The following is a 16,825-nucleotide window of genomic DNA, read 5'->3' on the forward strand; positions in this document are numbered from 1 at the left end:
AAAAATTATTGTTAACGAATAATTATGCTGCTGGTAACGCTTCATCTGGCGACATATTGTCAGCACTTAATGTAATTTGTATGAGCTCTGCAGGCTCCTGCTCACTGGCCATGTGGGTATTCCACCCTAACAGAGGGTCGTGATCAGACTTGCGGTTTAATTGCACAGGAGAAACTTGCTGGGCAGGTAACGAGACTGACAACTCAAAATCCAGTTCAATTCCTGCACTAAGTTTGATGAATGCTTTCAGGGACTCTAATTTCTGTGTTCCCGGAGCAATAGTCATGAATTGTTCATAAGCCATTGGCTCGATAACTATCCGAAATTTGTTCTGAGCCTGAAAACAATGTGTCCCTAAAATTGTACTAGTTCCGAGGCAGTTATTAACCCCACTAGGAGCTTCCTCACAAGGCAAACGACAGAGAATATCTTCCGGTAATTCATCCCATTGTCCCTGAAACTGCTCAATGGAAACAGTCAAGCCAAAGAAATGTTGAATCATACTGGTCAGTGCCGCTGCTGAGCAGCGCCCCTGTCCCAAGTGCCCCGCCATCCCCAGAAGTGCCTCATCGGGAATAGGCATTCGATAGCGCATCTCACTAGTGCCTAGCCCTGCTAGAGATGCAATTGCCTGGGTGAAAATGTCAGGGACTCTTTCATTGCGCAAGCGCTGGCGCTCATAATTTACAGGCAACTGGTATTTATGCCAGGCTTTATAAAGTAGAGAAGTATGACGATGATTGAACATGTCGAGAAAATCCCGCAAAGCAGTATTATTCTCTTTCAATTCTTTTTGAACTAACTCTGTCAGATAGTAGGGCATAACGCCCTGACTGCCGATTAGACCAGTAAAACCGACCTCCATATGCCACTGGCTAATTTCTTTATCTTGGATTTCGGTATTGTTACTTAATTTTTTTTCTAAGCGTAAAACATCGGATCCAATAAAGGACAATCCAGACTGGGCACTAAAACGAACCATTTCTTTAGCCGGAGGGGCCGCACTGGCTATAGGCTCTTCACAAAATTCGCCATCAGCCATAGATACAGCCCGCTCCAAGATGCGAACGGCCTGATAGAAATCGAAGTGATAGGGCTCTCGACGCAGCCGCTCTATTACAGTAAAGCTTTTTCGCCGGCGCGAGGTGGCCATCTTTTCAGCTCTCCATCTCTACCACTCATGGTAGCAATTAACTTAGTAAATGAATTAATAGAACAATATAGACCGAGAAATCGCTCAATAATACTGGCAAACAGTAGTGGACTGGTTCCAGTAAGCATCATTGAGTCAAGTTCAATTTCTACTTCGGTTCCTCGACAAAGAACAACACTTTGGTCAATCTGAATAGGTGCCGTAACAGGTTTGGTGTTCAGTTTTAATAAAGACTCGATCAAATTTCGAGTGCTCGCAGAATCCCTAAAATCATAAAGCCTGAATATTTCCTTGAGAGCGTCACACCCTTGACTTCCAGACAGAGAGAGATGATTCAAGTTAAGGTGAGAAATTAATTTCCAATATCCCCTCTCTCTTCTCGGGGGCCTTAAAGTTGCCGTTGGCGCAACAACACAACTGATACGGCACGCCGGAACATCACCATCAACGACTTCGAGATAGGGTTGGGAATTACCACTGGGCAATTTTTTTGGCAGATTCCGATTACAGCAAGTCAATTTGATATCGAGTGTCTGATCATTAATTCTATGCGGATTAAAATCTAAATCCACAAGACTTATATCAACTTCAGAAGCCTGCTCATTGCGGTGCTCACCTTCAATAACTTCACGGCGTCGACTGAACCAGAACGCAGATTGTTCTGCATGATGTTGACTATGTTTAATGCCATAGAAAGGCCTATATTTGGTTGTCTCACCATCGCCATCTGTTGCGGCAACTTCATCAATAGAATAGATTTCTAGACCATCACTGCGACGCGCATCGGCAACAATATGATATTCGTATTGAGTATGCGTCAGTGGAATAGGATCCGCACTCTGTTTGAATAAATTGATAGCTGGCGTACAACCAAGGGCAAACATACTTGGCACAAGTTGTTTTTCCAGCTCCTCGTGAGTCTCGGAAAGATAAAAATACAGATTTAATGTATCAGAAAAACTATCATTCAAAGCTTCCTGTAAATTGACAATATCCAAAAATAGGAATTTTTCAGGAAAAGCAAAATATTCAGTAAGTAACCTATAGCCTATAAAAGCCGTGTCAGGGTATGGCAGCAAACCTTCCTCTGCCTCCATCCCCACTTGACGAATATCTTCTGGTGACAGGAATGTAGGTTTGGGGTCACTCTCTCCATTTGCTACAACCAATTTTACACACTTAGTTAAGAGCAAATCATACAGGCTATAAACATGAGTTGCCTGACCTCGCAAAAAAAAGCGAACTTTTTCTGGCTTCATTTCTGCAAAACTAAGATCAGGGCTTAATGCCTTAAGAGACAGTTTGAGAACGGCGTTTGCTCCTTGAACCTCATTACAGCCGGGTGCAATAAACGGACGTGGCATCAAGCTAGCGCTGACAGGTTGAAAGGGATTAATTTCCACTGGATAACAGGTGGTAAACCTACAAGTTTGACCCTGAAAGCTATCACTTTCTAATAATGTCTTAGCTTCAACCGGAGTGATTGCATCCAGGTCTGAGTCCGGCTCGAATTGCACAATCGCACAAGAGGGAATTGGGCGTAAATAATGTGGATACAATGTTTCCAGCATTGCATCTGTCAACTCAGGAAAGTCATCGCTAAGTTTTTGTTGAACTCTGGCATTCATATAAGCAAAACCAGACAACAAACGGCCCACAAGTGGGTCATCTACAGTATCTGCATCCAACTGTAAACGTGATGCAGCTGCAGGATGCATACGTGCAAACTCAGCAGAAGTTTGCTGAATAAAAGCGAGTTCACGCTCATAGAGATCTATTAATTTTTCGCTCATTACATAATCTCAGAAACGTCTACCATTTGCGTTACCGGGTTCAAAGCAGAGTCAAAAACTATGACTTCTGCCGCAGGGTTTACATGCAGCACCGCCTCTACACGGAATCGTATACTGGGATCCTCCACATCTACTTTATCCTGAGTGGTAACTTTTACGGAGCGAATCCGTGGTTCAAAATGAAGAATTGTCTTTTCAATATCCCTGCAAAATTGTTTTCTACTTTCTAACGAGGATAAATTGATAGTAGATAAATCCGGCAGACCATAATTAATATTCGACTCTTCAAGATGTCTCAAAGCAGCAGGTGGAGAAATACATCGATAGCGAGTATTAAACAAATACTCTAGATCGCGCCGTACCCCTTCGCGTAACTGGCGCAAAATCTGATGGGACTGGTGCACATTTATTTTGCTAGATGATTCTAGTAATCGATCTAGCACTGGAGCCAACAGCCTTTTTTCTCTTGCCATAATTCTATGAAGCCCCAACACCAATCGTTGCCAATGCAGTAGTGAGTTTGAGTTCAGATACTAAATGATCTACTGTATAGTGGCTTTTTAGATGAATGACACTTTGATAACTGCCAACTTTACCCGGCTCATCGGCCACTCGTACACGCGCTTCACGCAGAGGATAACGTGCCAGCATTTCCCAAGACAGGTCATCTCGACCAGTTGTATATTGGTCCAACCAATGTTGCAGCTGACGTTCACAATCTGCAGCGTTCATGTAGGCGCCCACCTTATCCCTGATCATCACCTTGATATAATGTGCGAAACGCGATGCACAAAGAATTTGCTGTAACATTGAGCTAATACGGGCATTCGCTGTAGCCGCTTTGGAACTATATTGTTTTGCTTTTTGTAAAGAAGGCACGCTGTTAAAAGCACTATATGGCGTATCGTAACAGTGACTCAGACAGGCAAACCCCAACTCGGAAAGATCCCGTTCCACAAAATCTGTAACCAGAATAGAAGTAGACATTTTTACCATACCTGGGCGGCTGTCCGGCCTATAGGGCAAAACTGGCAATTGCGTAACCAATCCGCCACCAAAGTGATCACGAGCAACACCACGGATATGGGAAAACCAACCAACTTCACTAAATTCACGTAAAAGCACAGCACCCATTGCAAAACAAGCATTACCCCAAAGATAACGCCGGTTATGAGATCCCGTAACCTGCTCTGAAAATCTCAGCCCTTGATATTCTGAAAAACTTAGATTGTAGGGCTCACGCATCAGTACTTGGGGCAAAGTTATGGCCAGGAAACGACTATCTTCTAAATCCCGTAAACTGTTCCAACGTATATATTCCTTCTGACGAAAAACCTCCGAAAACCGAATTGGTTTGGCTAAGTCATCAAAATGATCGACACCGAATAGCTGAGGAGTTGCGGCACAAACAAATGGTGCGAATGCAGCTGCCGCGGTATGGGCTATACCCTGTAATGTAAAAATATCATCATAGGGATGGTCTGGAAGGGGTCTATGGGAGATATAGTAATCCCCCATTAATAAACCAAAAGGCTCTCCACCCGCGGTGCCAAATTCTTCGTTATAAACTAAATGAAAAAGTCCAGATTGGTCGAAGTCTGGAGCTCTTTCAATATCTTTACTTAAATCTTTCCAGTTGGCGTCCAGCAGTTTTATCTTGATATTTTCCGAGTGTGGTGTATCAAAAACAAGCATAGCAAGTCCACGCCAACTTGCTTCTAGACGTTGAAAGCGGGGGTTATGGAGAATTCGGTTAACCTGATCGCAAATGAGTTCATCAAGCTCAACAATAATGCGACTTAAGTATTGTCGAACAGAAAAATTTTCTTTTTTAGGACATGGACATATTTCAGTCAGCCAGTACTCAAAAGAAAATAGTTCATCTGGTTCGCGTAAGAACCTTTGTAGTTCAACTTGATTTTCGCTCGCTAATTTTTCCGGCAAAATATCTAAATAATCTTCCGTAAATTCATTTTTTATTGCGCCGGGCACCGGAAAACTCCCATTAGCATTTTCTTGAGAAATTGAATCATAATCAGGTCTTGAATAAGACCTTTCAAAAAAAGTCGCCCGCCTCTAATACGAGGCGGGCATCAGGTATTATCCAGCAGATGGGATATTGGCAACCATACGCATAGAAGTGGTCAATTCTTCCATTTGTAACCATGGTTTCAGGTAGGCAACAGCACTGTAGCAGCCAGGTTGGCCCGGAATTTCCTTAACTTCAACACGGGCCTCAGAAAGCGGATATTTTGCTTTCATTTCAGGGCTAGCATCCGGGTTAGAGTTAGTGTACTGGGTAATCCACTTATTCAACCAGCGCTCACAGTCACTCGCCTCCATAAAAGAGCCCACTTTGTCCCGTGCCATTACTTTTAGGTAATGAGCAATTCTGGAGGTGGCCATCAAATAGGGCAGACGCGCGGAAATAGCCGCATTGGCGGTTGCATCCGGGTCATCATAAGCCTTTGGTTTCTGTGCACTTTGAGAACCAAAAAATACCGAGTAATCGGTATTTTTATAGTGACACAGCGGTAGGAAACCCTGAGCGCTCAATTCGGCTTCACGGCGATCAGTAATGCCGATCTCAGTCGGACACTTCTGGTCCATATCACCGTCATCACTCTTGAACACATGTGAGGGCAGACCTTCCACTTTACCACCACCCTCGGCACCGCGAATGGCAGTACACCAAGAGTTCTCAGCGAATGCTCTGGTCATGGTTGTACCCATTACATAAGAAGCATTCATCCAGCAGTATTGATCGTGATCGGCAGGACGCGATGCTCCGGACTCATCAACTTCAAACTCCTCAAAGTCAAAAGCTTCGATCGGTTTAGTGTTTGCTCCATAAGGCGTTCTGGCCAGCGTACGCGGCATAACCAAGGTAACGAAACGAGAATCTTCGCTATCACGGAAGCTACGCCATTTAATATATTCCGCAGATTCAAAAATTCCGCCGAGGTCGCGAGGTTTTGATAGCTCAGTAAAGTCATCAAAACCAAACATGCCTGCACCAGCCGCTGCAATAAACGGACAGAAGCCCGCTGCGGCAACATTGGACATTTTGCTCAGCAACTCTATATCTTCAGGGTGGCTGGTGAACTCAAAATCGCCAATCATGCAGCCGTAAGGTTCGCCACCAGCAATACCAAACTCTTCTTCATAAATTTTCTTGAAGGTCTGGCTCTGGTCAAATTCAACAGCCTTGTCCAGGTCACGGAACAACTCGCGCTTACTCAAATTGAGCATACGAATTTTCATGGTTGCACCGGTTTCAGAATTCATCACCAGGTGATTAAGACCACGCCAGGAGCCTTCAAGCTTCTGGAATTTCTCATCGTGCATTATAGCGGCCATTTGTTTGGACATAGCCTGGTCAATGGCACTAACCGCTTTCTTGATCGTCTGGGTGAGGTTGCGGTCCCAGGAAACTGTGCCTTTTAAAACCTGCTCGGTCAGGTTTGCAATCAGGTCCTGCGCTTCCTGCGGTTCTGTCTGCTTGGTTGCGGCAATTGCCTGCTCCAGAAGATTAACCGATTGTTCCTCAGCTTCACCTTCCGCAACATTTTCTACTTCTGTGCTCATTCTGAGTCCTCTCCTTTATCCTTGTTCAACCCCAGTTGCTCGGAAATAGCACCGACGTTTTCCGTGCTCTTCAGGATATCTTCTAATACTTTTTCCAGCTCTTCAGAGCGGTCAGCCTTACTGAGAAGATCGCGTAATTTGCTACGAGCTTCCAGGAGTTGTTTCAGTGGCTCAACCTGATCGACAATTTTTTCCGGTGAGAAGTCGTCCATGTGTTTGAAATCAAGATCAATACCAATCTTACTGCCATCACCGGACAAGGTATTTTCCACTTGCAAGTTCAGCTTTGGATTTACCTTTGCCATTACGTCATTGAAGTTGTCGCGATCGATCTGTACAAACTTACGATCTTTCAGTGCTTTGCGGTTCTCAGCGTTATCCCCTGAATAGTCACCCATAACACCAGCAACAAAGGGAAGTTCTTTTTTAACTTCCGCGCCATTGGTTTCAACATCGTAGGTAATATGTACACGTGGTTTGCGCACACGCTTAAGTTTATTGTGAATACTCTCAGACATCTCTGGTCTCCTTCCTAGATTTAGGGACTGCTATTCTTAATTAATTACCAACCCGTGCCGTCTTCTTGTGCTTGACCACCCCAGGCATCCTCAGCTACAGGCGCAGATTCAGTGGGGCTTGAAGGTGGCTCAGATACAGCTGGAGCTGGTGAGGGGGTGTTACTCATAGCTGGCGGTGCAACATAGCGCTGGGTATCTGTACCATCGAGTCGGACACCAGTAAGCTGGGAGTAAAGTGCACGGGATTGCTCATCAGGCAGTAACTCGGTCATCAACTCAGAGACTGTCATGCGGCCCCAACCAATCAGTCTCTCCAACCCTGGTGCCAGGGGAGTATGAGGCTCGTAAGTTCGGAAATATTTAGCGGCTTGTTCTAGCAGTTTAAGAGCATCTTCTCGAGAACTCACCGGTCCGGTGGGTGCAGCAATGGCATTAGCAAGGATTGTTGCTGCCACATTAGGCACAGATTCGTCTGTAGCAGATGCACCCTGCTCCTCTGCGGGGGCTACAGGGGCCTCACTCTGGGCTATCGCATCCAATTGGCTCTTATAGATAAACCTTGCCGTACGCAAAACTTCATCAAGCAGTGAGGAAATATTTGTTGATGGCGGGGCATCGTGACCACAACTAGAGCGCAAGGCATCATTGATATTTCTATAACTACTGATAGTAGCTTCTATCGTCTCAATGAGATTATTGGCCCAATCATTACTTGCACCGTTCACGCATTGATTCACATCCTCTAGGCTATAACCCAATGTTTCAATGCGAGCAGCTTTAGCATCTTCATCAGCGATGCGATCTGCATCTCTGGCTTGCTGGTGCTGAAAAAATGAAAAATCTCCATAATCCCCTTCCGGGGTTATTGGCGCGCTACGGATCGGCATCATTAAGGTGCCATCACCGCCATCACCATTGAGACCTGTCAGAGGTGCAACTTTTGTCTCAATACCATCCTCATCAGGGAGTGGATAGAGATCATCCCAAAAATTGGTAACCAGCTGTTCTATTAAGAGAAAACCATCTCTTAAGCCACTAAATCCCTGAAGACGAATAAGAGCCTCTGTGTACCAGCTGGCAACTTCCAGATCTTTACTCTTCTTACTGAGAATCTTTTCTGCAGCCTTTGCCACATCGCGCCAGGGCGCGAGCAAATCAGAATCCGTATCATCAAACATGGCCGAACGTTCTGCGGCCCTAGCACTGTTTCGCGCATCTTTGATGGAGTAGTAATCAGAAGTCGGTGATCGATCCTCTCGAATATCCTCACCGACAGGGCTCTCTGCGGAAACAGGAGCTGTGAGTTCTTCGATATTTATTGTATTTGGGAATGCCATGAAAAAAAGTCCCTTCTACCCAATCAATTCCTTCAATAAGAATTCCGAGAAGAGTACACGTTGTAAAGATCTAATCAAGGCAAATGACACAATGTATCCGCAATAGCCAAAAAAAAGTGCAAACTTCACAATATTAAACGAATAACTTTTGTTGTTTTTTTATATTTTCTTGATCCTAATGGGCCTATTACACCGCAATTACAGCTGAGGCCTTATTTTCTGTAGTAGTAACATCTTCATCCTGGGCCTGAAAAGCCGCCACTATTTGAATAAATTCTGTTTTTGCTTGTGCAAAGCTTTGCAAAGACGTCCACAGGAACAAGGTATAGAAACTCATTTTCCCTTGGAAAAAAGCAACCATATATTGAACTGAATCGTTACCTATATTCGCACACATTTCATACAATATGCCCGTTTGCCAATCACGTTCCAAGGCTTGAGGCCCACTTACTAGCCGCCCATCGGATACCTTAGCCAAACACTGTTGCATCTGAGCATGGGCATAATCCGTCAAACTAAGCGTTACAGGGAGCTCAGATCGCTTCTGCCCCAAAACGATCAAATAGCGATTTAATTCAGTGTTACCGGCCTGAATTTCAGCATTGGGGTTCAAATGATCACAGGGTACCCAGTTACTTGGCGCGTACAATAAAAGCTGGGGGTCTCCACAGTGAAGTTTCCCCATGACCAGGGGTAATGGGGAGCCACCATCCTCTACCGACTCCTTGGTGCAATGTATAAGCTCAGAATCCAGGTACAACCTGGAGTGCCAACCTGCGCCCCATAATTTTTGTATGAACCGACAGGCTTCGGTTCTATCAACGGTTTTTTTGAGCTGGGAGCGGCTACTGGCCAGAAGTGCCTTTATTTGAGTAAAACTAAACCCAAACTCATTTCCCAGCGCGGCTATTGCCTTGCGTCGCTCAAAATGTGTGCGGATTTCTCCCGTAAATACCACTATATACGACATACCCTAACCCTTGCTTCCTGCAGTGATTGATAGGTTTGCTCCATTGGGAGCAACCTGAGCGCCCTGCCAATAGGCGGTTTTTACCTTAGATGTCTCTTTATTTAATTACTTTACTAACTGTGAGGTACTGAACAGGCAAGTGTATCTGCCGATACTTCACAGCGCAGGTACAGAGCTATAGCCGAACTTGAACTATCTCTTTATACATAATCTCTAGTGAAGTAACTTCGCATGATATCTTTTAAATAATCGGCTCAAGTTCGCCGACTGCTGTAAAGAAATTATATGAGCGTATATAGCCGCTAAGTAGCCACGCTCTTTTAACCTTAGAAAGTCGCTGTCACTCAATGCATTTAACCGCTCGACGGTCACACAGAAAACACCTGTTAAACGATGCTTAGTATTACCCGGTAGATCGACCACCACCACCTGCTCTTGAACAAGCCCCATCTCGGTTAAGCAGTGGATAAATTCCTTGCTTTTTATTTTCTGCTGATGAATTCCACTCAGTAGGTTTTTGACTTCCGACAGGGCTTTGGTCGCTTCGCCTTCGTCGTCGAATAGCCTCTTTCCATCACCATCAAAATTACCTAAGGAAAGCGAGGAGGAATCAACACAGACAACAGGACCTGTGGTAGCCATATCTTTATAGAGTAAGTAAAAAGGGTAAGCCCTCATGTTTGCTGGGATATAGTTCCCCTGCCACTTTCCCTGCTGCCAAAAGAGATTCTGTCCCGGTTTAATACCCAGTAGTGCGCAACTATCCAGGGAATCCTCGTCCTTAGATTTCAAAAATACAATCGGACATTCCCCAGCTAACGCCGAGAACTCTGATAGATATATCTGACAAACATGCCGGGTTTCACTGTGCGAAATATCACCAGTCAATACGTTATATTTGCGATGTTTATTTCTATCTAATGCAACTATTTGATTCACACAAGCTATCCTTTGCCTATTTTTTCACTGTCTCTGCTGACTGGCACCGAGCATCGAGCAGTAGAACTCAGGGCCGGGTAATGTGGGGCAAAGCACACTGGTTGGAGCCAGGTGTTGTGACCCTTCACAAGACCAGAGACTAAAACTGGCAAATTGCTTGCGGCATACCTGTCCGAGTAATCCCGCATAACGTTTTTCATTACCTGTAACATCATTACTGGCTACAAAGAAGTCATTCTGTGTTGGCGCGCTCAACTGTCGCCCCAGCTCTACAGGTACATCACCGAAGGCCTCAAACAGCTGATCAGCATGCAACATATTTTGTAATGCACTAACAGCCAGCTCTGTAAGCTCCCTATACCAACCACCGGCCTCAGACATAAAAGAGATAATGTCTACCGAAGTTGGCAACGGTGAGGCTATTGTCAGTGGGAAATAGCGCCCAACGCTATCCACACTCGGGACTAGAACCCCAACCCAGGGGTTTTCATCAATGACCCCTTTGCTGTGGGCAAAACGCCAAACTGGACTGGTCAAGTAATAGTCGAGCCAGCTGTCCCCCATTATTTCACGGGATCCATGCACTGCCCGCTGCAACCATTCGTCCCAAACTCTAACAAAGCTAGCGGGAAGCTGGCGCTGGATGAAATCCCCATGTCCAGGGAGCTTACCAAAGATACCAATAGTGCTTTGCAACTCACTCACTCCCTACTACAGAGTTTCTGGACATTGGTAACCACGCAGCAAGCTGCGATCGAATGGGTTGTTAACATTCGAGGCAACCAACTTGAACTGCGCTTTGCGCCCCTCTTCCGAGAAGGTTACCAGGCGCTCCGCATTGCTTTGGCCTATTTCAAGGTCTGAACTTGCGAGCAGTCGATACCATGCCCAGTCACCTTCAAAGTGCTTGCGGTGTACGGTTTCATTGAGGTCTTCAAAAATTATCCGCACTCTATTGCTCTCACCACCGCGCCAGGTAAGTTTTTTGCTGGTCTTGGGCCCATGTGAATAGGGGACACGCTGATCTCCCAGCTCAAGTTCAAACAGGCGCACACTGGAATCCAGCTTGGTTGGCTCAATGCGGAAAGAATAAGAGGCACTTTCACCCGACTTAAAGAAAGTCTTGCGGATTTTCTCTGCCCTACGCAACTGCGATAACGACTCTTTGGAAAGGCTCATACCCTGCCCTTCGACATACTTCACTTGCCAGGTTCTTGTATCCACAAAGGGTCTCAAGTACTCGTTGACAAATTTTTGCTCGATTCCGCCGGGCTTAAAGTATTGATTGAATTCAATAACCGGAATCTCCTGGTCACGATCACTGCGCAGTGGGTAACGGTTGGCCAGACTATTGGCATAGCTTTGATAAACCTGCTCGCGCCACACTCGGTTGAGATGACTCTTAGCCTTAGTCATCACTAGCGCCCAAGTGCTATCGGCAATATCTGTCAGCCACTGGTCAAAAGGTGCCGGCGCATTGGCCGCTTTAACTCTCAGTTGTTTAATCGCATCACCGCTTCCGGCAAAACGTGCTTTAGCGCTGGCGAATGCAGCCTCATTGGAATCCGGGGCGCTGTCAATTTCAGTCAAATACTCCTGAATCTTATTGATGGTCAGGAGATACTCCTGAACCCTTGCGGGCCTTCCCTTCTCACTTTGAGTGATTCGTTGTATCTCCTCGAAGCGCACATCGACAATATTGGGTTTGTAATGATCCTTGAGGGCCCCTGCAGCGCTATCCAATGCCGCACCACCCAAGCGACGCGTTGTGCTGGACACCGGTAACGGTACACCTTTGGCATCCACAGACAGCTCCGGCCGTGGTGTCAGGCGCGTGTTATCCGAGGTGATTTCTGTGATCGCTAATAGTGGTGAATAAATAGGGTCTGACAGGGTCGAGAGAACCTCAAGCGCCTGGGAGGTGCTGTTGAATCTGCGAATACTGAAACCACCGAGGAAGGATTGCCACTGTTGTAGGTATTCCCCCAGATAAATACGCTTTACATCCTCACCCAGCTTCTCGCGGTCAGCCTCGGTAAAGTCCTCGCCACTGAGGTCACCACCGTAGATCCAGCGCTCTTCCGCCATGTTGGTCATCAGTTGGGAGTCGGCACCAAAGTCCATCTCCTTATAGCCTGCCTTGGTGTACAGGAAGGGAATATTGAAACGCGAATCATCGGCGCTCACGCCAAATACCTGTTGAGTATCACCGCCGATCTCCTGATACAGATCCACGGTGGTCTGCCCCAGATCGCTACCTTGCAATTGCGCAAAGAGCCTTTGCGGCACAGGGATGCGTCGCAATTGTTGACGGGCGCGGGCCACTACACGCTCATTTTGCTGAATACTGGCGGGGATTGGGCGGGCTAACACCTGGCCCAGGTGAAAACGCAGTTTATCCTGCTCTTGGGCCTCGCCTGGTAACTGACGCTCCCAGCGGCCGCTGTAATAACTCTCAACAGTGGCAATATCCAATTTATCCGGGTTGAAGAACATCAGATAGGTTTTGAGAGTACTCACCAGTGCCGGATCATCGCTGCCCAAGCGACTGAGGTTACTCTCAATATCCCGCAGTAGCGCAGGTAGGAAAACTGCCTCGAGCTTTTGCTGATAGAGGTTATCCAATGCCTGGTCTATACGGGTGTCATACAATCCCAGGTTGGAAATCCACGGGTGTTCCTCGCGGTCATATACCGAAGTGGCCTGCCGCAGTGGTTCAAGCATTTGCAAAACATCAGCGGGTGTGGGCCGCTTACCCTTGAGCTTTTCCTCGGCCTGTTGATAAGCCGCCAGATTGTCATCGACCTCGCCCATGGACAGTTTGTTAGAAGCGAGGCTGCCACTCCAAAGAAAGATCGACCCCACAAATGCCGCAGCTAAGGTGGCATATACCCCTCTGCGCAGCCACAGATTAGCACTTTCTACCCTGCGATTGACCCCGACCAGCTCAGCCTCGGGGAATACCACATCTTTAAGCAGACGGTGCAGAAAGAAACTCTTTCCCACGCCTTGGAACTTGGGCCCGACACTGCGTTCGAGTCCAAAATCTGCCGTTACCGAGGCCATCATGCGGTCTACCGGACTGCCCTCCTGAGTGCCACTGGTAAAGTAAATACCGCGGACCATAGGGACGGTTTCATAACGGTTTGGCTCGAAAGTTTGCTTGACAAAGTCGGCCAAAATCTCCGATAGGCTCTCCATGCGGGCGGGAAAGCCCTGCAGCAAAGCACGCTTCTCGACATTGCGCTCCTGATGCACCCGCCATAACACTCTCTGATTCAAGCGTTCAATCAGCTGATTGAATTCGGCCCTGAAATTATCCAGTGGTGCACCAACAGTTGCGTTCGCTTCGCGAGGGAAACTCATACCCCAAACCTGTTCGCGTTCAGCCTGCGACAGGTTATCGAAAAATTCGCTAAAGCCCGCTACCAAGTCACACTTGGTAAAGGTGAGATAGATTGGGAAACGAATTCCCAGCTCCTGCTGGAGTTCATTTACCCGCTGGCGGATTGTCTTGGCTTGATGCTGGCGCTGCTCATCTGTCTGTACCATCAGGTCCTGCAAGCTGATTGCAACCAGTGCACCATTAATCGGCCGGCGACGGCGATAGCGTTTAAGCAGCCCGAGGAATGCTCGCCAGGCGCTGTTGTCGTAAACACGGTGGCTATCCTGGGTGGTATAGCGGCCGGCTGTATCGATCAGCACAGCGTCATTGGTAAACCACCAATCGCAATTGCGTGTACCGCCAACACCTCCGAGAGCCTCTTTACCGTGGCTTTGCGCCAGGGGAAATTCCAGTCCTGAATTGACCAACGCAGTGGTTTTACCACAGCCAGGCGGACCGATAATGACGTACCAGGGCAGCTGGTACAGGGAAACCTTGCCCTTCTCCGATTTAAAGCGGGCATTGCGCAATACATCCATGGCCTCACGGAATCGTCCCGACAGGGCCTCGAGCTCTTCACGGGAGTGCTCTTCATCCGGGTCCTGCGCATCCTCCTGGGACTCTTCAATGCCCTTGATTAGTGCCTGGTTTTGGCGCCGCTCCACCAGCCACTGGCTCAGGTTCCACACCAACCAGATGGCAAAAATAAATACAATGATGGTAATGCGAACCGTGTGGGAGAGTGTGGCGTTGTCACTGCCAAACTTAATGTAGTCCGCCCCAAACCAGATAAGAACCGACAGGGCTGCGAGGCCGATAATGCCAAGCACCCATTTGTTGGTAAAAAAGTCGCGCAAGCGTTTCATGAATAGCTCCATCTCCCGGGCTCAAGCAGCACCGGATCAATTCGGTCCGAGTGTCACTCTTCCCCTTGCGGGGGCTCGCTGTCACTGCCAGTAAGTTCCACCACACGGTCAGCAACAGGCGTGGTTGTTTCGTAAAGCCACCAGCGATAGCCACTATAAGTGGCAACCAACAATCCCAGCGCGACACTCACAATCACCCATAGAGGCACATAGTGAATCAGGCCGGACTTACGCTCGACACAGCCTTGCCAGTGAGGGGAGAGGTCCCGGTCCATCGCCGCTTTATGTTGCTCAATAGTGCGGTACAGCTCATCCCGAATCTGTTCAATCTGCTCGTGGCCCCGCTGTACCAGGCGATATTTACCCTGGAAGCCGAGGCTGAGACAGAGGTAGAAGAGTTCTAACAGCTCGAGGTGTGAAGCCGGGGTCTCCAGCATGCGCTGCAGAATGGCAAAGCATTTCTCACCACCAAATGTCTCTTTGTGAAACAGGCTGAGCAGAGAGTGTTGACTCCAGCCGCTCGCCGTTCCCCAAGGGGTGGTTAACACGACTTCATCCACTACGGTACAGAGCAGGTAGCGGGCCGTAAGCACCGTTTCCGGGGCCAAGCCCAACTGTTTGGACTCCCGCTCAAATGCCTGGATTTCCTTGGTCAGGCGTTTGTGTAGGTCCGGGACATTGGAGTGGTTCATGGTGGTGCGCAGCTTGATAACCACCCCCAACAGTTTGGAGGCAGCGGAGACCAGCGGGTTCAAACTGTTGCGAATCTGCATATCCGCAGAACTGCCGGGATTGGCGAAGAACTGCTGCGGCGCAGCCGAACCGGGTTGGGCCGGCGCTGCGGCGCCTGGAGTAGGAATCATTACTGTCCTGTCACCCGCGTTAGGTGCCGGCGGGGGGCTGAAGCTGTCATTGCTCATATCAGTTATTCCTTATGGCCCAGAGCTCCATGGTCAGCCCTGGAAATTCCGCTCCGAGGTGCACAGCAAAACCACCAGATCTCTGCATGGCCTGCCACAACTCACCGCTGCGCTCCATTTCGAAATAGGTAAAGCCTGCGTGATAGGGAATTTGTCTCGGTGCCACAGGCAAGGGGCGCAATGACAACCCAGGCAACTGGGCGGAGATCAACTCGCGGATAGCCTCCACCGGAGCCACCTTGGCTTGCGTAGGGAAGCGGCTGCGCAACAGGTCTCCGGGCATATCCGCTTTGGCGGCCATCACGAAACTCGCTGTCTTGAGCAGCGACGGGTCGGAAACCGGAGCCACATAGATACCAAATTTTCTCTGCACCAACTCCATGGCAATAGCGGTTTGCTCCAAAACCGTGGAGAGGGACTGACGCAAGGCGGAAAACAACCCGGAGAAACTGAGTTGCAGGTTTTCGTGCGAGTAATTGGGAATTTGCGGCGGGCGCTTGGTCGATGAGGTAAATGTCGACAATTCACCAGCCAGTTGCAGCAGCTCCACGAATAAACTGTGTGGGTGCAGGCGTGGCTGGGCAGTAATCTGTTTCAACAAAGGTTCAAAACGGTTAATAACCTGCAATAGCAGGTAATCGGCAATTTCTGCGGAGCCACTGCGGCCACTGTCACTCAAGCGATGCCCCAGAGCGGAGCCGCGGTGATCCAACAACCCCTTAACTTCTTCAATATAGGCTTTGATTACCGCCGAAGTTTCGGCATTCAAAAGCGGTGGAATATAGTCCGAATCCAGTTCAACCGGCTTTTCAGGCTGGCGTTCCCGTATTCTGGCGATGCCAATAGCCGCATAACCGCTGAGGTCGTCGCTCTCCAGTTTGAGACAAACGCGCAGTTTACCCACCTGGATACGGGCGGATTCACCAGAGGCTGCAGCACTATTACGCGCATCGAAGTTTGCCGTCTGGTAGCGCGCCTGGGGGAAATCTTCCTGATCGCGGATCGATTCCTGGCTGCCGGGGCGCTTCATCGGTACACACAGGTAGACGATCTCATCGCGGGTGTTAACCGGTACATCCAGGACATCCGGCAGAATTTCATTTTCCGGAGCCAAGATAGGCGTACCGTCGGGAAATATCGCTCTCACGCGGGATAGTGATATTTTGCCCATAGAGAGCGGTTCACTATCAATCGCCAGCTCCAGCACGCCCCAGGTGTAGGGTCCCAGCGAAGCGGTGCGCGCTTCGACCAACTGCTCGAGATAGCGATCCTGTTGCTGGAAGTGCTGAGGACGCAAGAACATGCCCTCGCTCCAGATCACCTTGTTGTTAACCGACATATGTCTTCCTTGCAAAG

Annotated in this window: 13 protein-coding genes; all 13 read right to left on the reverse strand. The window is 48.2% G+C overall.

The features are described from left to right. Positions 1–22: 22 nt before the first annotated feature. Positions 23–1,153 (reverse strand): type VI secretion system baseplate subunit TssG, encoded by a 1,131-nt coding sequence (gene tssG, locus LC073_RS03055; protein WP_226643354.1) that lies wholly within the window; start codon positions 1,151–1,153, stop codon positions 23–25. After that, positions 1,117–2,946, reverse strand: coding sequence for a type VI secretion system baseplate subunit TssF (gene tssF / locus LC073_RS03060; RefSeq protein WP_226643356.1), 1,830 nt, complete (start codon positions 2,944–2,946; stop codon positions 1,117–1,119). The genes tssG and tssF overlap by 37 nt, the downstream gene beginning before the upstream one ends. Beyond that, complete coding sequence (tssE, locus tag LC073_RS03065; protein ID WP_226643358.1) at positions 2,946–3,419, reverse strand: type VI secretion system baseplate subunit TssE; 474 nt, start codon at positions 3,417–3,419, stop codon at positions 2,946–2,948. Before tssE ends, tssF begins: the two co-directional genes overlap by 1 nt. Before the next feature lie 4 nt (positions 3,420–3,423). Then, the gene (tssC, locus tag LC073_RS03070) at positions 3,424–4,938 is read right to left on the reverse strand and encodes a type VI secretion system contractile sheath large subunit (RefSeq protein ID WP_226643360.1); all 1,515 of its coding nucleotides are present in this window, start codon (positions 4,936–4,938) and stop codon (positions 3,424–3,426) included. Between the two features lie 108 nt (positions 4,939–5,046). Continuing rightward, positions 5,047–6,534, reverse strand: a complete 1,488-nt coding sequence (gene tssC, locus LC073_RS03075; protein ID WP_226643362.1) for a type VI secretion system contractile sheath large subunit — start codon at positions 6,532–6,534, stop codon at positions 5,047–5,049. Further along, positions 6,531–7,052, reverse strand: coding sequence for a type VI secretion system contractile sheath small subunit (gene tssB, locus LC073_RS03080; RefSeq protein ID WP_226643364.1), 522 nt, complete (start codon positions 7,050–7,052; stop codon positions 6,531–6,533). Before tssB ends, tssC (LC073_RS03075) begins: the two co-directional genes overlap by 4 nt. 44 nt (positions 7,053–7,096) lie before the next feature. Beyond that, entirely contained in the window at positions 7,097–8,389 is a 1,293-nt protein-coding gene (gene tssA, locus LC073_RS03085) for a type VI secretion system protein TssA (protein WP_226643367.1), read from the reverse strand. 187 nt (positions 8,390–8,576) lie between these two features. Further along, positions 8,577–9,002: a hypothetical protein gene (locus tag LC073_RS03090; protein WP_226643369.1), complete on the reverse strand. Its 426-nt coding sequence runs from the start codon at positions 9,000–9,002 to the stop codon at positions 8,577–8,579. 570 nt (positions 9,003–9,572) lie between these two features. Beyond that, positions 9,573–10,298, reverse strand: coding sequence for a SapC family protein (locus LC073_RS03095; protein WP_226643371.1), 726 nt, complete (start codon positions 10,296–10,298; stop codon positions 9,573–9,575). 24 nt (positions 10,299–10,322) lie between these two features. Further along, positions 10,323–10,994, reverse strand: a complete 672-nt coding sequence (gene tagF / locus LC073_RS03100) for a type VI secretion system-associated protein TagF (protein WP_226643373.1) — start codon at positions 10,992–10,994, stop codon at positions 10,323–10,325. A gap of 15 nt (positions 10,995–11,009) precedes the next feature. Further along, positions 11,010–14,549, reverse strand: a complete 3,540-nt coding sequence (tssM, locus tag LC073_RS03105; RefSeq protein WP_226643375.1) for a type VI secretion system membrane subunit TssM — start codon at positions 14,547–14,549, stop codon at positions 11,010–11,012. A 53-nt stretch (positions 14,550–14,602) separates the two neighbouring features. Further along, positions 14,603–15,469, reverse strand: coding sequence for a type IVB secretion system protein IcmH/DotU (gene icmH, locus LC073_RS03110; protein WP_226643376.1), 867 nt, complete (start codon positions 15,467–15,469; stop codon positions 14,603–14,605). 1 nt (position 15,470) lies between these two features. Continuing rightward, positions 15,471–16,808, reverse strand: coding sequence for a type VI secretion system baseplate subunit TssK (tssK, locus tag LC073_RS03115; RefSeq protein ID WP_226643378.1), 1,338 nt, complete (start codon positions 16,806–16,808; stop codon positions 15,471–15,473). Between the last annotated feature and the right edge of the window lie 17 nt (positions 16,809–16,825).

The organism is Microbulbifer variabilis (genome assembly GCF_020524905.1).
In the GTDB taxonomy this organism is placed as follows: Bacteria; Pseudomonadota; Gammaproteobacteria; order Pseudomonadales; family Cellvibrionaceae; genus Microbulbifer; species Microbulbifer variabilis_A.